Raw genomic sequence first — 22,261 nt, forward strand, 5'->3', positions numbered from 1 at the left:
GACCGGCGGGATCAGACGACGCCGGTCCGCGACCCCCTCACGCGGGCCGGCGTCTCCCCTCCGGCGTGTCGCGCCGCTAGCCTGACGGGGTGCGGGCAGCGGAGGCGGACATCGACGGCATCGTCGCCCGCCTGCGCGCGGCCGGTTGCGTGTTCGCCGAGGACGAGGCTGCCCTGCTCGTGGAGTCTGCGTCCTCCGAGGTGGAGCTCGATGCGCTGGTGGAGCGACGCGTCATCGGCACGCCCCTCGAGCAGATCCTCGGGTGGGCCGAGTTCCGAGGGATCCGACTCGTGGTGGAGCCCGGAGTCTTCGTCCCCCGGCTGCGGACCGGGTTCCTCGTCGACCTCGCGCTCGAGGCCGCGCGACCGGGGGCCGTCGTGCTCGACCTGTGCTGTGGGATCGGTGCTCTCGCCGCGTCAATCGACGCGGAAGCGGGTGTCGCGCTCGACGTGTTCGCGGCCGACATCGACTCGGCGGCCGTCCGGTGTGCGCGACGCAATGTCGAACGCGCCGACCGGGTGTTCGAGGGAGACCTCTTCGCACCGCTTCCGGTGGAGTTGCGCGGGCGCATCGATGTGATCGCCGTGAACGCCCCCTACGTGCCGACGGACGAGATCCGTCACATGCCGTCGGAGGCGCGCGACTTCGAGGCGTCGATCGCCCTCGATGGCGGCGAGGACGGCCTCGACATGCACCGTCGCGTGGCCCAGGAGGCCGCCGCGTGGCTGGCGCCCGGCGGGCTGCTCGTGATCGAGACGAGTGCAGAGCAGTCCGAGCGCACCCGCGCCCTCTTCGCCGACGCCGGCTTCGACGCCCGCATCGAGACGGACGAGGACCGCGATGCGATGGCCGTCGCCGCCACCTGCAGCGTTCGAGCGCGATGACACCGGTATAGCGGTGCAAACGCGCTCAAACGCTGCAGGTGGGGAGGGGTGAGGCGTCAGCGACGGGCCGCGTACTGCTCCCGCACCACGGTGGCGGGCCGCGCCTCGAGTTCTGCGACGGTCGACACCGGCCACTCGGGTGCCGCGCCGAGGGCGACCCAGGCCGCCTGACGTGCGGCTCCGTCGGCCACGTACTCGCCGGGCGCGGGCACCACGATGGGCACGTCGAAGATGGTCGAGGCGATCTCCCGCACGGCGGGGTTGAGTGCGGCGCCGCCGATGAGCAGCACACGTCTCGCCTCGACTCCGAGGGCGCGGTGCGCGTCGAGCCCGTCGGCCAGTCCGCACAGCATGCCCTCGATCGCCGCGCGGGCGAGGCCCGCGCGGGTGAAGCTCACACGCGTCATCCCGAAGAGCGTCGCGGTTGCGTCGGGCAGGTCGGGGGTGCGCTCGCCGTCGAAGTACGGCTGGAGGACGAGTCCGGCGGCGCCGGGTTCGGCGTCGAGCGCGAGGCGCGCGAGCTCGTCGAAGTCCACGCCGAGCACGTTCGCGACAGTGTCGACCACGCGTGCGGCGTTGAGCGTGGCGGAGAGCGGGAGGAACCGTCCGGCGGCGTCGGCGAAGCCGGCGACCGTTCCGCTGGCGTCCTGGACGGGGGTTTCCGACACCGAGAAGACGGTGCCCGATGTGCCGATCGACACCACGACGTCGCCGGGACCGGCGGAGAGTCCGAGTGCCGCTCCGGCGTTGTCCCCCGCTCCGGAACCGACGAGGACACCGGCGGACGTCCGGCCGGCGGACTCGTCCGGGCCGAGCACGCGCGGGAGGATCGCATCGTGGCCGAGGGCGGCGACGAGGAGCTCGCGGTCGTACTCGCCCGTGGTGGGCGACCAGTAGCCGGTACCGGACACATCGGACCGGTCGGTCACGAGCTCCTCCAACACGGGACCGAGCTCGCTCTCGTCGGCCGGACCGTAGCCGCGCAAGCGCCACGTGAGCCAGTCGTGCGGGAGAGCGACCGCGGCGACGCGGGCGGCGTTGTCGGGTTCGGCGTCGCGCAGCCACCGCAGCTTCGTGATCGTGAACGAGGCGACGGGCACGAGGCCCGTCCGCTCGGCGAGCTGCTCTGCGCCGAACTCGGCGATGAGGTCGCGGGCGGCGCCGGCGCTGCGGGTGTCGTTCCAGAGCAGGGCGTCGCGGACGACGCGGCCGTGCTGGTCGAGCGCGACCATCCCGTGCTGCTGCCCCGCGACGGCGATGGCCGCGACGTCGTCGATCCCACCGGCGGCCGCGAGGGCCTCGCCGAGGGCGGTCCACCACGCAGCCGGATCCACCTCCGTGCCGTCGGGGTGCGACGCGCGCCCCGAACGCACGAGCGCCCCGGTCTCGGCGTCGCGCACGACGACCTTGCAGCTCTGCGTGCTCGAGTCGATCCCCGCTACCAGCATCGTGTAGTCCTCTTCTTCGCTGTCGAACCTCGCCCCACATCATGCGTTTGCGCCGATTCGCGGCAGTACACCGCCGCGAATCGGCGCAAACGCTCCACCCCGGGGGCCCGGGGGTGTGGGACGACTAGCCGCGGGCGCCCATGAGGTGCTCGACCGCGAGCTGCTGCAGGCGGACGAAGCCGAAGCCCTTGCCGTGGAAGTACTCGGCTGCGTCGAAGTCCTCGAACGCTGAGCGGTCCGCGAGGAGCGCGTCGTACGTCTCGCCCTCGCCGAGCGTCGGCGTGGAGAGCTCGGCGACGCGGGCGGCCTCGAGTGCGGCCTGCACCTCGGGGTCTGCGCGGAAGGCCTGCGCGCGCTCCTTGAGCAGCAGGTACATGCGCATGTTCGCGGCGGCCGACTCCCACACGCCGTTGTCGTCCTCGGTGCGGCTCGGCTTGTAGTCGAAGTGGCGCGGGCCGTCGTACGCGGGTCCGCCGTGCACGCCGCCGTGCTCGAGGAGGTCGACGAGCGAGAACGCGTTCTGCAGGTCGCCGTGACCGAACACGAGGTCCTGGTCGTACTTGATGCCGCGCTGACCGTTGAGGTCGATGTGGAAGAGCTTGCCCTGGTAGAGCGCCTGGGCGATGCCCGCGGTGAAGTTGAGTCCGGCCATCTGCTCGTGCCCGACCTCGGGGTTCACGCCCACGAGCTCGGGGCGCTCGAGCGTCTCGATGAACGCGATCGCGTGGCCGAGCGTGGGGAGGAGGATGTCGCCGCGGGGCTCGTTGGGCTTGGGCTCGATCGCGAAGCGGATGTCGTAGCCCTTGTCGGTGACGTAGTCGCCGAGCAGGTTGACGGCCTCGCGGTAGCGCTCGAGTGCGGCCTGGATGTCCTTCGCCGCGTCGTACTCCGCGCCCTCGCGGCCGCCCCACATGACGAAGGTCTTGGCGCCGAGCTCGGCGGCCAGGTCGATGTTGCGGATCACCTTGCGCAGGGCGAAGCGGCGCACGGCTCGGTCGTTCGACGTGAAGCCGCCGTCCTTGAAGACGGGCGCGGAGAAGAGGTTGGTCGTCACCATCGGCACGATGACGCCGGTGTCGGCGAGGGCGCCCTTGAGGCGATCGATCTGCGTCTGGCGCTCTGCGTCGGTCGATCCGAAGGCGAACAGGTCGTCGTCGTGGAAGGTGAGGCCGTAGGCGCCCAGCTCGGCGAGCTTCTCGACTCCGCGCACGACGTCGAGGGGTTCGCGGGTGGGTCCGCCGAACGGGTCGGCACCGTTGTAGCCGATGGTCCAGAGACCGAAGGAGAAGCGGTCGGCGGGTGTGGGGGTGAGGGACATGGTGCTTTCCGTTCTCAACGACGTCGGTGATAAGTATCGGCTCACAACATATCCGCGCAGGCCCCGTCCTGTCAAAGGTCACGGTCGGCGACGGTGCACCCGGAGCATCTGTCAGAGTCCAAAATCACGCGCAGGTCTCGATTGCCGCCGATTTGAGATGAAACGTTCACATGGTGGGCTCGCGGTGCTATATGTTGACGCAAGCAACTTACGAGGATGCGCACCCTGACGCGGATCCCGGTGTTGCCCATCACATTTCAGAGAGGAAATGCACCGATGTCCGTAACGAAGAAGTTGCTGGGTCTCGCCCTGGCCGGAGGGCTCGTCATCGGGCTCGCCGCGTGCGACGCCCCGTCCGACACCCCCGCCGGAGAGGGCGGAGGCGACATCGAGAGCGTCGGCATCTCGATGCCCACGCGCGAGCTCGAACGCTGGATCAACGACGGCGAGCAGCTCAAGGCGAACCTCGAGGACGCCGGCTACACCACGGATCTCCAGTACGCGGAGAACGACACCGACACCCAGATCAGCCAGATCCAGAACCAGATCGCCTCGGGCGCCGACGTTCTCGTCATCGCCGCGATCGACGGATCCGTCCTCGCTCCGGTGCTCCAGGACGCCGCAGACGAGGGCATCAAGGTCATCGCCTACGACCGCCTCATCAACGGCACCGAGAACGTCGACTACTACGCGACCTTCGACAACTACCTCGTCGGTCAGCTGCAGGGCCAGTACATCGTCGACACGCTCGACCTCGACAACGAGGACGGCCCGTTCAACCTCGAGCCCTTCGCCGGAAGCCCCGACGACAACAACGCGAAGTTCTTCTTCTCGGGTGCGTGGGACGTGCTGAAGCCGTACATCGACGAGGGCAAGCTCGTCGTGAAGTCGGGCAAGGAGCCCGCCTCGAACGACGACTGGGCCACCATCGGCATCCAGGGCTGGGAGAGCGCCGGCGCTCAGGACGAGATGGAGAACCGTCTCGCCTCGTTCTACACGGACGACAAGGTCGACGTGGTCCTGTCCCCGAACGACAGCCTCGCCCAGGGCATCTCCGAGGCGCTCGCCTCGAACGGTTACACCCCCGGTTCCGACTGGCCGATCCTCACCGGACAGGACGCCGACAAGGCGAGCGTCATCAACATCCTGGCCGACAAGCAGTCCATGACGGTCTGGAAGGACACCCGCAAGCTCGGCGAGCAGGTCTTCGCGATGATCGAGTCGCTCAAGGCCGGCGACGAGCCCGAGGTGAACGACACCGAAACGTACGACAACGGCGAGAAGGTCGTGCCGTCGTACCTCCTCCAGCCGGAGGTCGTCGTGAAGGACGACGTCCAGACGAAGCTCATCGACTCGGGCTTCCTCACCGCTGAGGACGTCGGACTCTGATTCACCGCTCGGTCGGGGTGGCGCGATGAGCGCCACCCCGACCGCTCGACCCTGAAAACGAAAGGCACTCAGGATGACGTCAGAGGACGGCTCCACCATCCTCACGATGCGCGACATCGTGAAGGAGTTCAACGGGATTCCGGCCCTCTCCGGAGTGAGCGTCGATGTGAAGCGCGGCGAGGTGCACGGCATCTGCGGCGAGAACGGCGCGGGGAAGTCCACGCTCATGAAGGTGCTGAGCGGGGTGTACCCCTACGGGACCTTCGGCGGGACGATCGAGTTCGACGGTCACGAGGCGCGCTACCGCACGATCAACGACAGCGAGCGCGACGGCATCGTGATCATCCACCAGGAGCTCGCCTTGAGTCCCTACCTGTCGATCGCCGAGAACATCTTCCTCGGCAACGAGCTGCAGACGCGCGGCGTCATCGACTGGGACCGGACGAACAAGGAGGCGGCGGTGCTCCTCGAGCGGGTCGGCCTCAACGAGAACCCGGCCACCCGCATCCAGGACATCGGGGTGGGCAAGCAGCAGCTGGTCGAGATCGCGAAGGCCCTGTCGAAGGAGGTCAAGCTCCTCATCCTCGACGAGCCCACGGCCGCCCTCAACGACGAGGACTCCGCCCACCTGCTCGACCTCATCAACAACCTGCGCGAGCAGGGCATCACGAGCATCATCATCTCCCACAAGCTCAAGGAGATCCGCCGGATCGCGGATCGCGTGACCGTCATCCGCGACGGCAGCACGATCGAGACGATCGACATGTCCGAGCCGTCGGCGAACGAGGGCCGCATCATCAAGGCGATGGTGGGCCGGGAGCTCAGCAGCATGTTCCCGCCGCGCACGCCGGACATCGGCGAGGAGAAGTTCCGGGTCGAGCACTGGACCGTGCATCACCCGGTCGACTCCTCGCGGCTCGTCTCGGACGACGTGAGCTTCTCGGTGCGGGCCGGCGAGATCGTCGGATTCGCGGGACTCATGGGCGCCGGGCGCACGGAGCTCGCGATGAGCATCTTCGGTCGCAGCTACGGCGTGGGCATCTCGGGCACCGTCTTCAAGGACGGCAAGAAGATCTCCACGCGGACGATCGACGAGGCCATCCGCAACGGCATCGCGTACACCACCGAGGACCGGAAGCGGTACGGGCTCAACCTGATCGGTGACATCCGCGTCAACATCTCGGCCGCCGCGGTCGGTCGCCTCGCGAAGTGGGGCATCGTGAACGGGCTGCGCGAGTACCAGGTGGCGGAGAGCTACCGCTCGTCGATGAACATCAAGACGTCGTCGGTCGCCACGCTCACCGGTCGACTCTCGGGCGGCAACCAGCAGAAGGTCGTGCTCAGCAAATGGCTGCACACGCACCCGGACGTCCTCATCCTCGACGAGCCCACCCGCGGGATCGACGTGGGGGCGAAGTACGAGATCTACGGCCTCATCAACGAGCTCGCCGCGCAGGGGAAGGCCGTGATCGTCATCTCGTCGGAGCTTCCCGAGCTCCTCGGGCTGTCCGATCGGATCTACGCGATCTCCGAGGGCCGGATCACCGGCGAGGTGTCCAGGGCGGACGCCGACCAGGAGACGCTCATGCACTACATGACCGCAGGAAAGGACGACGAGCGATGAGCACCATCTCGGCGCAGAAACCCGGTTCCGAGGGGCGCCGCCTGCGCCTGCGCGTGGACCTCCGGCAGTACGGCATCCTCGGAGCCCTCGCGATCATCGTGATCCTGTTCCAGGTGCTCACGGGCGGAAAGCTCCTGCTGCCGGCGAACATCAACAACCTCATCCAGCAGAACGCCTACGTCCTGATCCTCGCGGTCGGCATGGTGATCGTGATCATCGCGGGCCACATCGACCTCTCGGTCGGGTCGGTCGTCGCCCTCGTGGGTGCCGTCACGGCCACGGCGATCGTGCAGTGGGACCTGCCGTGGTTCGGCGCCGTCCTGGTGGGCCTGCTCGTGGGTGCTCTGGTGGGCGTCTGGCAGGGCTTCTGGATCGCCTTCGTGGGTATACCGGCGTTCATCGTGACACTCGCCGGCATGCTCCTGTTCCGCGGACTGACCCTCGTGCTGCTCACGGGCGGCACGATCAACGCGCTGCCCGCGGGCTTCGTGGCGATCGGAAAGGGAACGCTCCCGCAACCGTTCGGCACGATGCTCGGCGGTCACGACGTCATCACCCTCATCGCGGCGATCGTCGTGGTCATCGCGGTCGCGCTGCAGCAGGTGCGCGCCCGGCGGAAGCAGCTGTCCCTCGGTCTCCCCGTGGAGTCGGGCCGGATGCTCATCGTGAAGCTCGTGCTCATGTCCGTGGCCGTGCTGTTCTTCGCGTGGCTCCTCTCGGGACACCGCGGACTGCCGATCATCCTCATCATCCTGTCGGCCCTCATCCTGCTCTACACGTTCATCCTCAACCGCACGGTCTTCGGGCGGCACGTCTACGCGATGGGCGGCAACCTCTTCGCAGCGCAGATGAGCGGCGTGAAGACGCAGTGGGTCAACTTCTTCATCTTCGTGAACATGGGAGTGCTCGCCGCGCTCGCCGGGATCGTGACGGCGGCTCGAGCGGGTGGTGCGGTCGCGTCGGCCGGTAACGCCTACGAGCTCGACGCGATCGCGGCCGCCTTCATCGGTGGCGCGGCGGTCACGGGCGGTGTGGGCACCGTGATCGGCGCCGTCATCGGTGCGATGATCATGGGTGTCCTCAACATGGGACTGTCGATCCTCTCCGTGGACTCGGCGTGGCAGCAGGTCATCAAGGGCTTCGTGCTCCTCCTGGCCGTCGCGCTCGATGTGGTGAGCAAGCGGAGAGGACCACGGATGTAAGGGGTTCGCCCCGAGCCGTCCCGTACGCGCAAGGAGAACCCGTCGATGTCCACACCCTCACGAGACGAGACCCACAGGCCCGGGGGGCCGGAGCGGGCAGCGTCGGCGAACCTCTCGACGATCCTCCGCCGCGTGCACCGGGCGGGTCCCGCGTCGCGGGCCGAGTTGACGCGCGAGACGGGGCTCAACCGCTCCACGATCTCCGGCCTCGTGTCGGAGCTCGTGGAGCGGGGCCTCGTCCTCGAGGTGGAGCCGAGGTCGACCAAGCAGGTGGGGCGTCCGAGCCCCGTCGTGCAGGCCTCGTCGACCGTCGTCGCGATCGCGATCGTGCCGGAGATCGACGCCGTCACGATGGCGCTCGTCACGTTCGACCGTCAGGTCCTGCGGCGCGTGCGCTTCGAGACCGAGACCATCCCGACGGTCGTCGAAGCAGTGGAGATCGCCAGCCGTCTGCTCGGCGAGCTCCGGGAGGACCTCACCCCGGAGCACCGCATCGCGGGTATCGGGGTGGCCGTTCCCGGTCTCGTGCGCGCCGCCGACGGCTGCGTGCGATGGGCGCCGCACCTCGGATGGCGCGACGAGCCGCTCGGCGGACTCCTCGAGGAGGCCACGGGCTTCCCCGTGCTCGCGGCGAACGACGCGAACCTCGGCGCGCGCGCCGAGAACCTCTTCGGCGCGGCGATCGACGCGACCCACATGCTCTACATGAACGGCGGGCCGAGCGGCATCGGCGGCGGCATCATCGTGAACGGCGAGCTCGTGAACGGGGCGGAGGGGTACGCCGGGGAGTTCGGTCACAACCGCGTGGCGGCTCCGCCGGACTCGGACGCGACGGAGGGTGAGCTCGAGCAGAGCGTGAGTCAGCAGCGCCTCCTGAGCGTGCTCGGGCTGCGCAGCGCGAGCCTCGACGAGCTCGAGGCGGCTCTCGTCGCCGACGAGCGCGCCGAGGTCCGCGCGGAGGTGCATCGTCAGCTCGGGATCCTGAGCGTGGGCGTGCGCAACATGATCAACATCCTGAACCCGGAGAAGGTCGTCCTCGGAGGGTTCCTCGGAGCCCTCTTCGACCTCGAGTCCGACTACTTCCTCGACCTCCTCGCCTCCCACACGCTGCAGCCTCCGTGGGAGAGCGTCACCGTGGTGCGCGCGGAACTCGGCAGCGACCTGCTCCTCGTCGGAGCGGCGGAGCTCGTCTTCGACGGCGTCGTCGCCCGCGCCGACCTCTGACGATCGGCCACCGTTGTCGGGGTGGTCACCACCCGTCGACGGGCTCGGGGTCGTCGGCGAACTATTCGAAGCGGCTGCTGAGGACGACGGTCCGGGTGTCGTCGTCGAGGAACACCACGCTCCGGTACTCGTCCGGGGAGAAGAGCGCGTCGAGGGCGTCGGACCGCAGGAAGGGTCCGTCGGGCAGCTCGTCCTCGAGGCCGGGGTCGAGGACGGGAGTCTCGGTCGTCGGCTGCGCATCGGTCTCCGTGAGGAGGGCCGCGTAGTCGGAGTCGTCGAGCGTGACGACGGCGTCGATCCAGTACGTGCTCGGACCCGGGACGCGGTCGTCGCCGAGGGGTGCCCGACATCCATGTCGCGTCCGTCGCCGCCGTCAGGCGTGGGAACCGGTCGGTGAGCGGCTCGAGGTCGTGCCTCATCTCCCCGGTTCCGGCACGGGTGGCCGATGCGCCCGGAGTGGGGTCGGCTGCGGGTGTCGAGCACGCCGTGAGGAGACTCGCGGCGGCGACGACGATCACCGTGATCGCGCGGAGACGGTGGGGTGTGGGCATCGCGGACCTCCGTTCATAACGTTTATGTTGCCGTGGGCCACATATGTGTTGCGCTCGGCGGATGTGTGACGTAACGTGGCAGTCATCGATCGTCGAAGCGTTTCAACGATCGCCTCCCCGAACCCTCACGGTGCCAGACAACGGAGTCGCCATGACCACCATCCACGACGTCGCTCGTGCCGCCGGTGTGTCCATCAGCACGGTCTCCTACGCCCTCAGCGGCAAGCGGTCCATCGCCGAGACGACGCGCCGACGCGTCACCGACGCGGCGAGCAAGCTCGGCTACCAGCCCCACGCCGGCGCCCGCATGATGGCGGGGACGCGCACCCAGATCTTCGCCGTCACCGCCCCGCTGCGACACGACACGTACGCGCCGGCACACATGGCGTTCGTGCTCGCCGTGGCCACGGCCGCTCGTCGACACGACTACGACATCCTGCTCCTCACCGAGGACGAGGCCACCAAGGGCCTCGCCCGCGTGGCCTCCAGTCGGCTCGTCGACGGCATCATCGTGCTCGACGTGTCCGCCCGAGACGAGCGCGTCGACCTCGTCCGTTCCCTGGGTCTGCCGACGGTCCTCGTGGGCATCCCCGACGACACGACGGACCTCGCGTGCGTCGACCTCGATTTCGAGGCCGCCACCCGGCTGGCCGTCGACCGGCTGACGGCACTCGGCCACCGTCGCATCGCCCACATCGGTCACCCCGAGGAGATCTACGAGCGCGGCTCGAACTTCCCCCTCCGCGTCCGTGCCGAGTTCGGTGCGTACACCGAGGCGATGGGCCTCCACGGGGAGTTCGTCACCACGGAGACGGACGGCGCGTCGGTGCGCGCCACCGTGCAGGCGCTGCTCGAGGCGGACGAGCCGCCGTCGGCGCTCATCCTGCACGCGCAGGAGTCGGTCCAGGCGGCGGTCCTCGGTTATCTCGCCGAGCGCGGCATCAGCGTTCCGGCGGATCTCTCCGTGATCTCCCTCGGCTCCACGTTCGACACGAGCCGCTTCGAGCCGGCGATCGACGTGATCCCCCTGATCGCGACGGCCACATGCGACGTCGCCGTCGACCTCCTCATCGACTCCCTTCCGTTCCCCCCGTCCCCCCGCGTGCAGTACGTCGCGCCGGAGTATCGATCGTTCGACTCGATCGCTCCGCCCCCCTGACCGACCCGACCAGAGACCGGAAACGGCTTCGACAGTCTTTCGAAACTGTCGAAACGCTTCGACTCACCCCAGGCGCGCGGTGCGCCTTCCGTTCCACCGCATTTTCTCCAGAGAGGTAGGAAAATGAAGCACAGCAAGAAGATCACGGGGGCCGCGCTGCTCGCAGCCAGCGCCCTCGTCCTGTCCGGCTGCTCCGGCAGCTCCAGCGGAGGCGAGGACGACAACGTCCTCACCCTCTGGCACTTCGAGAGCGAGACCAGCGCGATGGGAATCGCCTGGGACGAGGCCATCAAGACGTTCGAGGAGGAGACGGGCGCGACGGTCGAGTTCGAAGCCAAGGCCTTCGAGCAGATCCGCTCCACCGCGAGCCAGGTCCTGAACTCCGACGAGGCCCCCGACATCCTCGAGTACAACAAGGGCAACGCGACGGCCGGCCTCCTCGCCAGCCAGGGTCTGCTCTCCTCGATGGACGACGCGTACGAGGAGTACGGCTGGGCCGACAAGCTCGCTCCGTCGCTCCAGACCACCGCGCGCTACGACGAGAGCGGCATCATGGGCTCGGGCAGCTACTACGGCGTCCCGAACTACGGTGAGTTCGTCGAGGTGTACTACAACGTCGACATGTTCGAGGAGGCCGGGCTCGAGATCCCGACCACCATCGACGAGTTCGAGGACGTCATGCAGGCGTTCGTCGACGAGGGCGTCACTCCCCTCGCCGAGTCGGCCGCGGAGTACCCGCTCGGTCAGCTCTGGTACCAGCTCGCCCTCTCGAAGGCCGACCGCGACTGGGTCGACGCGTACCAGCTCTACACCGACGACGTCGACTTCGAGGACGAGCAGATCAGCTACGCCACGGAGACCGTGAAGGACTGGACCGACAAGGGCTACATCAGCGCCGACGCGACCGGCCTCAAGGCCGAGGACGCCGGAACGTCGTTCATCAACGGCACCTACCCGATCTTCTTCTCGGGCAGCTGGTGGCACAACCGCTTCACCACGGAAATCAGCGACTTCGACTTCGGGACGTTCCTCTTCCCCGAGTCGGAGATGGCGCCGGGTTCTGCCGGCAACATGTGGGTCATCCCGGAGCGTGCCCAGAACAAGGACCTCGCCGCGGAGTTCATCGACATCACGATGCGCCCGGAGATCCAGGCCCTCATCGGCAACAACGGCGGCGTGCCCGTCGCCGCCGATCCGGCCGACATCACGGACGAGAAGAGCGCGGAACTCATCGCGAACTTCAACACCCTCACGGAGCGCGACGGCCTCGCGTTCTACCCGGACTGGCCCACGGCGACGTTCTACGACGACCTGAACGCCGGACTGCAGGAGCTGCTCAACGGCACCCTGAGCCCTGCCGAGGTGCAGCAGCAGCTCGGTGAGAAGTACCAGAGCGGCGTCGACGACATCGTCGGCTGACCCCTCTGCCCGAATCGGTGGGCCGTGGACGCGTTCCACGGCCCACCGCACCAGGAGACGACTTTCCCGGCCACGCCGCGCCAGGAGAAGACGAAGGACACGCAATGACCACCCAGACCACGGCGCCACCGGTGCGCCGACCCGGCTCCGAGAGCCTGATCCCGGGAACGCGCAGCCGCACGTTCTGGGTCTACCTCATCCCGGGGCTGGCCCTCCTGACCCTCGTGATCATCGTTCCGCTCGTGTGGAACGTGTACCTCACGTTCACCTCCTATCGCGGCATCCGTCCGCCGGAGTGGATCGGCCTCGAGAACTGGGAGAAGCTCGCGGGCGACTCCACGTTCTGGACGTCGTTCGGCAACTCGATCGCGATGATCCTCGCGATGGTCGTCGTGCCGACGCTCCTCGGACTGCTCCTCGCGGCGCTCCTCTTCGACCTCGTCGGCCGGAAGTTCGGCGGCAAGCTCGCGAGCTTCTTCCGCGCCACCTACTACCTGCCGCAGATCCTGCCGGCCGTCATCGCGGCGATCGTCATCGGCTGGATCCTGCGCCCGCAGGACGGCGCCCTCAACACGATCCTCGAGTCGATCGGCCTCGGAGACCTCGCCCACAACTGGCTCGGCAGCCCCGACACGGCGCTCATCAGCCTCATGGTCATCCTCGTGTGGGTGCAGATCGGCTACCCGGTCGTCATCTTCATGGCGGCTCTCCAGCGCGTCGACCCCGAGCTCTACGAGGCCGCGGAGCTCGACGGCGCCAACTGGTTCCAGCGGTTCCAGGCGATCACCGTCTCGATCATCCGCCCCGAGATCTTCGTGGTCGTGCTCACCGGGACGATCGCAGCCCTCAAGGTCTTCGGTCCCGTCTACACGCTGACGCGCGGCGGGCCCGGCGACTCCACGATCGTGCCCGCGTACTACGCGTACAGCGAGTTCTTCCAGTCGCAGCAGGTGGGCTACGGCGCCACCATCGCCACGGCCCTCACCATCGTCATCGCGATCGTCTCGGTGGTCTTCATCGCCGTGCAGCGTCGCCTCGAGAAGCAGGAGGAGGAGCGATGAGCGCGCCGACCCTCGACACCACGGCCGTCGTCACGGGCGCAGAGCCCGGCGGGCGGGCCGCCCGTCGCCCCGTGCGCAACCGCCGCCCCGGAGCGAAGAAGAAGGCGGCCGACTGGGTCGCCCTGGCCTTCGCGATCGTCGTCGGGCTGCTCATCGCGGCCCCGATTCTCCTCATCCTCATCAACTCCTTCAAGTCGCCCTCCGACTACGCGTCGAACGGGCCGCTCTCGATCCCGCAGAGCCTCTACACGGACGGGATCGTCGCGTTCTGGGAGCGCGTCGACTTCCCCCAGAAGCTCTGGAACAGCATCTTCATCAGCGGGGTCGTGGCCGTCGGCGCCGTGGCGATCTCGGTGCTCAACGCCTTCGCGCTCGGCATCGGTCGGGTCAAGGGACGCACGTGGATCGTCGTGCTCATCCTGCTCGCGAACATGCTGCCGCAGGAGGTGCTGCTCTACCCGCTCTACTTCCTGTTCAAGGAGATCGGCCTCTACGACAACACGTGGAGCGTCATCATCATCTTCATCGTGATCCAGAGCGCGTTCGGCACGTACCTGCTCGCGTCGGTCTACGGCACCTTCCCGAAGGAGGTGCTCGAGGCCGCGGCTCTCGACGGCGCGGGCAAGTGGCGCATCCTCACGAGCGTGGTGTTCCCCATCTCGCGCCCCACACTCAGCGTGCTGCTCATCTTCTTCTTCATCTGGACCTGGAACGAGTTCCTCATCCCGCTCACGTTCCTCGTCTCGAACGCCAACCAGACGGTCCCCGTCGCGATCGCGTCGCTCCAGGGCGACCGGCTCATGGACGTGACCACGACGAGCGCCTCGGCCCTCCTGGGGCTCATCCCCACACTCGTGTTCTTCCTCATCTTCCAACGCACCCTCACTCGGGGCATCACCGCAGGAGCAGTCAAGTAACGATGAAATTCACCGACGGATTCTGGCACGCACGACCCGGCGTCGACGCCCTCTACGCCCAGGAGGCCTACGACGTCGAGGCGCGCGGGGACCACCTCGTGGTCACGGCGCCGACGAAGGTCATCGAGCGCCGCGGCGACACGCTCAACCGATCGCTCCTCACGGTCACGCTGTCGAGCCCCCTCGAGGGAGTCGTCCGCGTGCGGGTCGAGCACCACACCGGCACGGAGGCCGACCCGGGCTTCGAGCTCGTGGGTGCGACCGACGGGGCCGGCGCGGCCTCGCTCGACGACGGGCACGGCGTGCTCACGACGGGCGGACTCACGGCGCGGGTGGCCCCCGGAGCGCCGTGGTCGCTGAGCTTCTCCTCGGGAGACCGCGTGCTCACGACGAGCGGACACAAGTCGCTCGGTCTCATGACTCTCGGCGCCGAGGCACCCGTCACGGCCGAGCCCGCCGGCATCGCGGGCGTCACCACGTCGGGGCTCGCGGAGGCGGAGCGCTACATCCACGCGCAGCTGTCCCTCGGCGTCGGCGAGCTTGTCTACGGTCTCGGCGAGCGCTTCGGCCCGTTCATCAAGAACGGCCAGACGGTCGACATCTGGAACGCCGACGGCGGCACCTCGAGCGAGCAGTCGTACAAGAACGTGCCGTTCTACCTCACGAACCGCGGCTACGGCGTGCTCGTGAACCACCGCGGCCACGTCTCCTTCGAGGTGGGTACCGAGTCGGTCGAGCGGGTGCAGTTCTCGGCGGCCGGAGAGGCACTCGAGTTCCTCGTCTTCGACGGACCGACGCCCGAGCGCGTACTCGAGCGCTACACCGCGCTCACGGGTCGGCCCGCGAAGGTGCCGGCGTGGTCCTACGGGCTGTGGCTCTCCACGAGCTTCACGACCGACTACGACGAGGAGACGGTCAACCGGTTCGTCGACGGCATGGCCGAGCGCGACATCCCGCTGAGCGTCTTCCACTTCGACTGCTTCTGGATGCGCGAGTTCAACTGGACCGACTTCGAGTGGGACTCCCGCACGTTCCCGGACCCCGAGGGCATGCTGTCGCGCCTGCACGACAAGAAGCTCCACATCAGCGCGTGGATCAACCCGTACATCGCGCAGCGGTCCTCCCTGTTCGCCGAGGCGGCGGAGGCCGGCTACCTGGTCCACCGCGCCGACGGCTCGGTGTGGCAGTGGGACATGTGGCAGGGCGGCATGGGGCTCGTGGACTTCACGAACCCCGACGCCACCGCCTGGTTCCAGGGCAAGATCCGCACGCTCGTCGGCCAGGGCGTCGACGCGATCAAGACGGACTTCGGCGAGCGGATCCCCACCGACGTCGTGTGGTTCGACGGCTCGGCCGGCGAGGGCATGCACAACTGGTACACGCAGCTCTACAACCGCGCCGTCTTCGACGCGCTCGAGGACACGCTCGGCGAGGGCGAGGCCGTGCTGTTCGCTCGGTCCGCGACCGCCGGTGGCCAGCAGATGCCGGTGCACTGGGGCGGCGACAACTCGTCCTCCTTCGAGTCGATGGCGGAGACGCTCCGCGGAGGCCTCTCGCTCGCGATGAGCGGCTTCGGCTACTGGAGTCACGACATCGGCGGCTTCGAGGGCAAGCCCGACCCGGCCGTCTTCAAGCGCTGGGTCGTCTTCGGACTCCTGTCGAGCCACACGCGCCTGCACGGTTCCACGAGCTACCGGGTGCCGTGGGCGTTCGACGAGGACGGTGCCGAGGCCGACGGTCAGAGCGCCGTCGACGTGACGCGGAAGTTCGTGAAGCTCAAGCTCTCGCTCATCCCGTACCTCACGGCGACGGGCCTCGAGGCGCACGAGCGGGGAATCCCGTTCATGCGGCCCATGCAGCTCGCGTTCCCCGGCGACCCAGCGGTCGACCACCTCGACCGCCAGTACATGATCGGCGACAGCCTGCTCGTCGCGCCCGTCTTCTCGGCGAGCGGCGAGGTCACGTACTACCTGCCGGCCGGCTCGTGGACGAACTACCTCACGGGTGAGGTCGCCGCCGGTGGCACCTGGCGCACCGAGACCCACGCGTTCGACAGCGTGCCCCTGTGGGTCCGTGAGGGCAGCGTCCTCGTGACGGGCTCGGTCGACGACCGTCCGGACTACGACGTGCTCGAGTCCCCGCTCGTCACGGTCTTCCCCGGCGACCGCGTGACCGAGGCCACGATCACGTCACCCGACGGCTCGACCGCGACGTTCACGGTCTCGCGTTCGGACGACGCGGTGACGGTCTCGAGCACCTCGGACCGCCCGTTCCGCGCCCGCCTCGGTCTCGCGGGCGACATCACCGACGCCACCGCCTCGCTCACCCTCCCCACCCACGCCTGACGCGACCCGCCCCATCCCCATATGCAGCTTTTGAGCGTGATTACACCGCTATATCGGTGCGATCGCGCTCAAAAGCTGCATGTGAGGAGGTAGTGCGGGGGGTAGCGCGGGTCAGTGCTCGAGGGGGAGGCCCGCCGACGCCCAGGCTGACGTGCCGCCCGTGACATTGACGGTGTCGAAGCCGCGCGCGTCGAGGAACGTCGCCGCGCGCTCAGATCGCATACCGGCCTGGCAGATCAGGTAGACGGGCTTCTCCGGATCGAACCGGTCGAGGCTGTCGGGCACGGTCTGCAGGGGGACGTTGACGGCGCCGGGCACATGTCCGCCGGCGAACTCGTCCGGTTCGCGCACGTCGATGACGGTCACGCCGTCGAGGTCGTGCAGTTCGGAGACGCTGATCTCGTCCATGAGGGTGCCTTTCGTTCGCCCGGCGGATGTGGCTCCAGGCTAGGCGAAGTATCGTGACGGAATGGACATTCGTGTCGCCGCGTACGGCGTGATCATCGAGGGTGCGCAGATCCTCCTGGCCCACTGGAACGAGCACGGCCGGAGCGGGTGGACGCTGCCGGGCGGCGGTATCGACCCGGGGGAGGACCCTGCGGCAGCGGCCATCCGCGAGATCCGCGAGGAGACCGGCTTCGAGGCCGAGATCGACGGAATCCTCGGGGTGGACAGCTTCGTGATCCCCGCCGACCGTCGACTCAGCGACGATGCCAGCGGTCCGCTGCACGCCATCCGCATCGTGTACCGAGCGCACGTCACCGGCGGGACGCTCACGTACGAGCAGAACGGTTCCACCGACTACGCCGAGTGGATCCCCCTCGAGCAGGTTCCGTCGCTCGATCGGGTCTCCCTCGTCGACGTCGGCCTCGGCTACCTCTAGCCCAGGTCCCGCCCCGAGGGCGCACACGCCGACGGGCTCGGTCACCCGAGGGTGCCCGAGCCCGTCGTCAGGAGTCGGCGATCCTGTTACGCGTTGGGGAGGATGGGCTCGTCGTCCGCGACCCAGAGCTCGTCGTCTGCGCGGAACGTCTGCCATGCGGCGTACGCGACACCGGCTGCGGCGAGAACGCCGAGGCCGATCGCGATGACCGTGCCGGCACCCGGGCCGGACTTCTTCGGTGCGTACTTCTCGAGGTGCAGTCGCTTGACGGCTGCCTGGACGCGCTTGTCCTTCGCGACGTCTCCGATGGAGAGCACGGAGCCCACGACACCCCCGAGGGCGGGCACGACCTTGCTGTCGACGCCCTTCTTCACGGCGCTGGCGGCACCGCGACCGACGGACACGCCGCGGTCGACGACCGGAGCGAGAGTGTCGGAGTAGGCACCCCGAGCCGCCGGGACGACCGTCTCACGACCGAAGTTCCCGATCTGACGGCTCGCGTCCCTCGCGACGACGTTCGCGTGATTCAGCAGCTCCTGCTGGGCGTCCCACAACTTGTTCGCCTCGCGCTTCAGCTTCTTCAGTTCCTTCTTGCGCTTACGTGACAGACCCACGGCCGACCTCCTAGAGGTTCTCGTTGAACACGGTCCCCCCATCTTGCCACCTCTGACGGCGTGCGCACTAAGGGTTGCCCCAGCGTGCTATGGAACAATAAGGGCATGTCACTGCACACTGCCGTCGCCACCATCCACACCAACTACGGCGACATCGCCGTCGCCCTCTACGGCGACCACGCACCCCAGACCGTCGCCAACTTCGTCGGGCTCGCCACCGGCACGAAGGAATGGAAGCACCCCCAGACCGGCGTCACGTCGACCGACCCTCTCTACAACGGCGTCCCCTTCCACCGCATCATCCCGGGCTTCATGATCCAGGGCGGTGACCCGCTCGGTCAGGGCATCGGCGGCCCCGGCTACCAGTTCGACGACGAGATCCACCCCGAGCTCACCTTCACGGAGCCCTACATCCTCGCCATGGCGAACGCCGGCAAGGTCGCAGGTCGCGGCACGAACGGCTCGCAGTTCTTCATCACGGTCGCGCCCACCACGTGGCTGCAGGGCAAGCACACCATCTTCGGTGCCGTCATCGACGACGAGGGCAAGAAGCTCGTCGACAAGCTGGCCGCCGTTCCCACCGACGCTCGCGACCGGCCTCTCGACGAGGTCGTCATCGAGAGCATCACCGTCGAACAGGTCTGACCCCCCTCCATGAGTAGCGTCCCGCCGGGGTTCTCGAGCAACGTCTGCTACCGACACCCCGACCGGCAGAGCTTCGTGCTCTGCCAACGGTGCGGACGCACCATCTGCGGGGAGTGCCAGACGCCGGCCGCCGTCGGTGTCGTCTGCCCCGAATGCATGAAGGAGCAGCGGGCGAGTGCACCACGCACTCGCCCGCGCATCCTGTCGCGATCGAGTGATCGGCCGGTCGTCACGCTGTCGATCATCGCGGTGACGGCGCTCGTCTTCGTCCTCCAGCTCGTCACGGGCGGCTGGGTCACGCAGCAGCTGTGGTTCGCCGGTGCGTACGTCATCCCCGAGTATGCGATCGTCAACGGGTTCCAGCCGTGGCGCATGCTCACGACGATGTTCGTGCACTCCACGGGATTCATCTTCCATGTGGCGCTCAACATGTACACGCTGTGGATCTTCGGCCAGGCGCTCGAGTCCTTACTCGGTCGCGGCCGATTCCTCGCGCTCTACCTGATCGCCGGTTTCGGCGGCTCGCTCGGCGTGCTCGCGCTGTCCGATCCTCTGTCCCCCGTCGTCGGCGCCTCTGGCGCGATCTTCGGCCTCATGGGTGCGTTCATCGTGATCCAGCGCCGCCTCGGCGGCAACATGACCGGGCTCCTCGTGCTCGTCGGGATCAACCTCGTGATCGGATTCATCCCCGGTATCAACGTGGCCTGGCAGGCGCATCTCGGCGGACTCGTCGTCGGCGGCATCGCCGGACTGATCTTCGTGTCCACGCGGCAGATCCGCCGGAAGGGGCTTCAGGTCGGCCTGCTCGCCGGACTGAGCGCGGCGCTGCTCGCGCTCACCGCGGTCGTCGCCTTCATCCGCTGACGAGAGAGTTATACCCGATCGAGGGCGCCACCTACATGTGGCGCCCTCGACGTGTTTCTACCGCCCTCGAGGAGGGCATAGTTATCCACATGGTTGTGCACAGTGGGGATAATTACACCGGTGTAACTCTCCCCGGATCCGGTCGATGACCGGGCCGCTCGAGACACCGGACGGGCGCTACATCGTGGTGCGCGGCCGCCTCTGGCGACGGGCGGACCCGTCTCTTCCGGACGAGCGCCGCGCCGGCCTCGTCCACGAGCTCATGTCGGCCAGACGGGCCAAGAAGGACGCACGTGCCGCCGGCGACACCGCGGCCGTCGAGGAGGCGCGGAAGCGTGTCGATGCCGCGAAGACGGCGCTCGGAGAGCGGGGGCCGGTGTGGTGGGACGACGATGCACCCGACGAGACGCGGCGGATGGCGAGGAACACACGGTACGCGGACTGGTACGCGGAGGTCGGCGACGGCGACGGCACTGACGCCTGATGCCGCGGCGGGGGCGACCGCTCAGCGCGGCGAGAGCCGCAGTCCGACGCTGGGTTCGACGGCCTGGCGCTGGCCGCCGGAGTGCACGAGGTCGCGCCCGTCCACGGTCAGCTGGCTCCTGTGGTGTCGGAGGGCGTGCTCGACCGCGTCGCGGTGACGCTCGAGGTCGAACCACTCCACATCCGGGCCGCGTTCAAGGGCGAGCTCGAGGAACGGCACGTCGGCGCCGCGAGCCGCCGCCGCTGCGATGGCGTGTGCGCGGACGTGATCGGGGTGTCCGTACCCGCCGTCGGGGCCGTAGCCGATGAGCACGTCGGGCTGGACGGTATCGACGAGGGCGTCGAGGTCTGCGATCTCCTCGTCGAGCACGCCGTCGGCGAACGCGTCAGGGCCGGCGTCGGCGGAGGGCCCGGCGAGCCCCGGTCGCACCCACTCCATGCCTGAATCGCGGTAGACGCGCTCGGGACGTCCGGCCGCACGAGCGGGTGCGGAGCCGAGCCATACGTGCTCCGCGACCCCCAGCGCGTCGAGCGCCCCGCGCAGCTCCGCCTCCCGCGCCGCGGCGAGGCCGTGCTCGTCGAGCCGCGGGTCGAGGGTGCCCGGGACGATCTCTCCGCGCTCACCCCGTGTGGCGGTGACGAGGACGACGCGAACGCCCCGATCCACGAGGTCCACGAGGAGGCCGCCAGACGCGATCGTCTCGTCGTCGGGGTGAGCGTGCACCACGATCGCGGTCCGTACCCCGTCGAGCACGCTCATCGCGTGCCGGAGGCGACCGCGCGCCGGTAGCAGTCCGCTAGAGCGACGGCGGAGTGCTCCCATGAGAGCTCCTCCGCGTGTGCCCGTCCGGCCCGGCCCAGTTCGGCCGTGCGCGTCTCGTCCCTCATGAGCTCGGCGATCGCGTCGGACCAGTCCTGCGGACGTCGCGATCGGAGGACGACGCCCGTGAGTCCGTCGATCACGGCCTCCGTGAGCCCGCCGGACGCCGATGCGACGACCGGGACGCCGCTTGCCGAGGCTTCGAGGGCGACCAGACCGTAGGTCTCCGAGTGCGACGGCACGAGCACGAGCCTCGACTCCCGAAGCAGCGCGGCGAGATCGTCACGCGTCTGCGGTCCGATGAAGTGGACGCCCGCCGCGATCCCGCGGTCGGCCGCGAGGGCTTGCAGCTCGTCGACGTAGCCGTCGAAGTCGGCCGAGGCCTCGCCAGCGACGATGAGTTCCGGACGGATGTCCTCCGGCACACCGGCGACGGCTTCGATCGCGAGGTCGAGCCCCTTCAACGGCTGGAGCCTGGCTGCCGCGACGACATAGCCCGTGCCGCGCCGGCCACCCGTCCACGGGTGGAAGAGAGATCCGTCGACGCCGGGCGGGACGATCGTGGTGAGCGAGGGGTCGCCACCGAGTCGTTCCTCGACCGTGTGCGCCTCCGCCGCGCTGATGGCGACGACCGCGTCGGACTCACGGGCGAGGAAGGCCTCGCCCGCGAGGCGCCCGGGGGATTCCGGTCGTTCCCCCTCCGAGAGAGGTGTCGAGGGGTCGGCGGCGATGCTGTGGAAGCTCTGCAGGTGGGGGACGCCTCGACGGCGGGCGACCGGAAGGGCGGCCATGCCGGAGAACCAGTGATGCGAGTGGAAGACGTCGACCGGATCGATCTCGTCGAGTCGCGCCGAGAACTCGTCGATGACGAGTTCGTGCCCACCCTTGGCGAGGGGCTGCGCCGGCCCGGCGTCGAGGAAGCGCAGCACGAGTCGCTCGGCCAGATCGACGACGGCGGGAGCATCCGCCGAGGAGCGTCGCGTGAGGATCTCGACGGAGTGACCGAGACGAGCGAGCGCGCGGGCCTGATGCAGCACGACGACGTTCATTCCCCCCGCGTCACCCGTTCCCGGGTCGTCGGCCGGGGAGGTGTGGAGGCAGACGAGTGCGATGCGAAGCGGATCCGCGAGGACGTCGTCCGCGCCGTCCGCCGAGAGGAGCGTCAGCGCCAGCGGGTGGTCATGAGGAAGCCGATGAAGGCGATCCCGAAGCCGATGAGGATGTTCCACGACCCGACCGACGGGATGGGAAGGACGCCGTTGGAGACGTAGAAGACGATGATCCAGAGCAGCCCGAGGAGCATGAAGCCGAACATGATCGGCTTGAACCATACGGGGTTGGGTGCGTCACCGGAGGTACGCTGTGCCTCGCGGTCCGCGGACGTCGGGGTCTTGTTCACGCGTGCCATGCC

The 22,261-nt window shown here is 68.6% G+C and carries 21 protein-coding genes; 14 read left to right on the forward strand and 7 right to left on the reverse strand.

Annotation, left to right across the window (positions count from 1 at the left end):
- Positions 1-89: 89 nt before the first annotated feature.
- Positions 90-884 carry a putative protein N(5)-glutamine methyltransferase gene (locus tag CLV49_RS07995; protein WP_243696642.1) on the forward strand — a complete coding sequence of 265 codons (795 nt, stop codon included), beginning with the start codon at positions 90-92 and terminating at the stop codon, positions 882-884.
- A gap of 56 nt (positions 885-940) precedes the next feature.
- Here the strand turns inward: CLV49_RS07995 and xylB are convergent, their stop codons facing one another.
- Together xylB and xylA are read right to left on the reverse strand one after the other, a co-directional pair.
- Positions 941-2,332 (reverse strand): xylulokinase, encoded by a 1,392-nt coding sequence (xylB, locus tag CLV49_RS08000; RefSeq protein ID WP_106563066.1) that lies wholly within the window; start codon positions 2,330-2,332, stop codon positions 941-943.
- A gap of 124 nt (positions 2,333-2,456) precedes the next feature.
- Positions 2,457-3,650 carry a xylose isomerase gene (xylA, locus tag CLV49_RS08005; protein ID WP_106563067.1) on the reverse strand — a complete coding sequence of 398 codons (1,194 nt, stop codon included), beginning with the start codon at positions 3,648-3,650 and terminating at the stop codon, positions 2,457-2,459.
- Between the two features lie 276 nt (positions 3,651-3,926).
- On the opposite strand from xylA, the gene chvE reads away from it, so the two are divergent.
- The 9 genes from chvE to yicI all read left to right on the forward strand — a co-directional run bounded on the left by chvE (position 3,927) and on the right by yicI (position 16,541).
- Positions 3,927-5,039, forward strand: coding sequence for a multiple monosaccharide ABC transporter substrate-binding protein (gene chvE / locus CLV49_RS08010; protein WP_106563068.1), 1,113 nt, complete (start codon positions 3,927-3,929; stop codon positions 5,037-5,039).
- Between the two features lie 73 nt (positions 5,040-5,112).
- Entirely contained in the window at positions 5,113-6,663 is a 1,551-nt protein-coding gene (gene mmsA, locus CLV49_RS08015) for a multiple monosaccharide ABC transporter ATP-binding protein (RefSeq protein WP_106563069.1), read from the forward strand.
- Entirely contained in the window at positions 6,660-7,865 is a 1,206-nt protein-coding gene (gene mmsB / locus CLV49_RS08020; RefSeq protein ID WP_106563070.1) for a multiple monosaccharide ABC transporter permease, read from the forward strand. The genes mmsA and mmsB overlap by 4 nt, the downstream gene beginning before the upstream one ends.
- 45 nt (positions 7,866-7,910) lie before the next feature.
- Positions 7,911-9,089 carry an ROK family transcriptional regulator gene (locus CLV49_RS08025; RefSeq protein WP_106563071.1) on the forward strand — a complete coding sequence of 393 codons (1,179 nt, stop codon included), beginning with the start codon at positions 7,911-7,913 and terminating at the stop codon, positions 9,087-9,089.
- Between the two features lie 702 nt (positions 9,090-9,791).
- Positions 9,792-10,799: a LacI family DNA-binding transcriptional regulator gene (locus CLV49_RS08035; RefSeq protein WP_106563073.1), complete on the forward strand. Its 1,008-nt coding sequence runs from the start codon at positions 9,792-9,794 to the stop codon at positions 10,797-10,799.
- Between the two features lie 123 nt (positions 10,800-10,922).
- Positions 10,923-12,218: an ABC transporter substrate-binding protein gene (locus CLV49_RS08040; protein ID WP_106563074.1), complete on the forward strand. Its 1,296-nt coding sequence runs from the start codon at positions 10,923-10,925 to the stop codon at positions 12,216-12,218.
- A gap of 104 nt (positions 12,219-12,322) precedes the next feature.
- Positions 12,323-13,279, forward strand: a complete 957-nt coding sequence (locus CLV49_RS08045) for a carbohydrate ABC transporter permease (protein WP_106563075.1) — start codon at positions 12,323-12,325, stop codon at positions 13,277-13,279.
- Positions 13,276-14,196, forward strand: coding sequence for a carbohydrate ABC transporter permease (locus tag CLV49_RS08050; RefSeq protein WP_106563076.1), 921 nt, complete (start codon positions 13,276-13,278; stop codon positions 14,194-14,196). Before CLV49_RS08045 ends, CLV49_RS08050 begins: the two co-directional genes overlap by 4 nt.
- Before the next feature lie 2 nt (positions 14,197-14,198).
- Positions 14,199-16,541 (forward strand): alpha-xylosidase, encoded by a 2,343-nt coding sequence (gene yicI / locus CLV49_RS08055; protein ID WP_106563077.1) that lies wholly within the window; start codon positions 14,199-14,201, stop codon positions 16,539-16,541.
- Positions 16,542-16,652: 111 nt separating this feature from the next.
- Here yicI and CLV49_RS08060 read toward each other — a convergent pair whose 3' ends face one another.
- A complete protein-coding gene (locus CLV49_RS08060) occupies positions 16,653-16,949 on the reverse strand; it encodes a rhodanese-like domain-containing protein (RefSeq protein ID WP_106563078.1) in 297 nt (98 codons plus the stop codon).
- A 61-nt stretch (positions 16,950-17,010) separates the two neighbouring features.
- Between CLV49_RS08060 and CLV49_RS08065 the strand changes: the two genes are divergently transcribed.
- Complete coding sequence (locus CLV49_RS08065; RefSeq protein ID WP_106563079.1) at positions 17,011-17,424, forward strand: NUDIX hydrolase; 414 nt, start codon at positions 17,011-17,013, stop codon at positions 17,422-17,424.
- Positions 17,425-17,510: 86 nt separating this feature from the next.
- Here the strand turns inward: CLV49_RS08065 and CLV49_RS08070 are convergent, their stop codons facing one another.
- On the reverse strand, positions 17,511-18,038 hold the full coding sequence (locus CLV49_RS08070) for a DNA helicase (RefSeq protein WP_106563080.1): 528 nt from the start codon (positions 18,036-18,038) through the stop codon (positions 17,511-17,513).
- 105 nt (positions 18,039-18,143) lie between these two features.
- On the opposite strand from CLV49_RS08070, the gene CLV49_RS08075 reads away from it, so the two are divergent.
- The 3 genes from CLV49_RS08075 (at position 18,144) to CLV49_RS08085 (ending at position 20,031) form a co-directional block, all read left to right on the forward strand.
- Positions 18,144-18,683 carry a peptidylprolyl isomerase gene (locus CLV49_RS08075; RefSeq protein ID WP_106563081.1) on the forward strand — a complete coding sequence of 180 codons (540 nt, stop codon included), beginning with the start codon at positions 18,144-18,146 and terminating at the stop codon, positions 18,681-18,683.
- 9 nt (positions 18,684-18,692) lie between these two features.
- On the forward strand, positions 18,693-19,547 hold the full coding sequence (locus tag CLV49_RS08080) for a rhomboid family intramembrane serine protease (protein WP_106563082.1): 855 nt from the start codon (positions 18,693-18,695) through the stop codon (positions 19,545-19,547).
- A gap of 145 nt (positions 19,548-19,692) precedes the next feature.
- Positions 19,693-20,031, forward strand: a complete 339-nt coding sequence (locus tag CLV49_RS08085; RefSeq protein ID WP_106563083.1) for a hypothetical protein — start codon at positions 19,693-19,695, stop codon at positions 20,029-20,031.
- A 21-nt stretch (positions 20,032-20,052) separates the two neighbouring features.
- On the opposite strand, the gene CLV49_RS08090 is transcribed toward CLV49_RS08085, so the two are convergent.
- From CLV49_RS08090 to CLV49_RS08100, 3 genes are all read right to left on the reverse strand, one after another.
- Positions 20,053-20,790: a PIG-L family deacetylase gene (locus tag CLV49_RS08090; protein ID WP_158261931.1), complete on the reverse strand. Its 738-nt coding sequence runs from the start codon at positions 20,788-20,790 to the stop codon at positions 20,053-20,055.
- The gene (locus CLV49_RS08095; protein ID WP_106563085.1) at positions 20,787-21,899 is read right to left on the reverse strand and encodes a glycosyltransferase; all 1,113 of its coding nucleotides are present in this window, start codon (positions 21,897-21,899) and stop codon (positions 20,787-20,789) included. Before CLV49_RS08095 ends, CLV49_RS08090 begins: the two co-directional genes overlap by 4 nt.
- A 113-nt stretch (positions 21,900-22,012) precedes the next feature.
- The gene (locus CLV49_RS08100) at positions 22,013-22,258 is read right to left on the reverse strand and encodes a cell division protein CrgA (RefSeq protein WP_106563086.1); all 246 of its coding nucleotides are present in this window, start codon (positions 22,256-22,258) and stop codon (positions 22,013-22,015) included.
- Positions 22,259-22,261: the final 3 nt, after the last annotated feature.

This window comes from Labedella gwakjiensis (genome assembly GCF_003014675.1).
In the GTDB taxonomy this organism is placed as follows: domain Bacteria; phylum Actinomycetota; class Actinomycetes; order Actinomycetales; family Microbacteriaceae; genus Labedella; species Labedella gwakjiensis.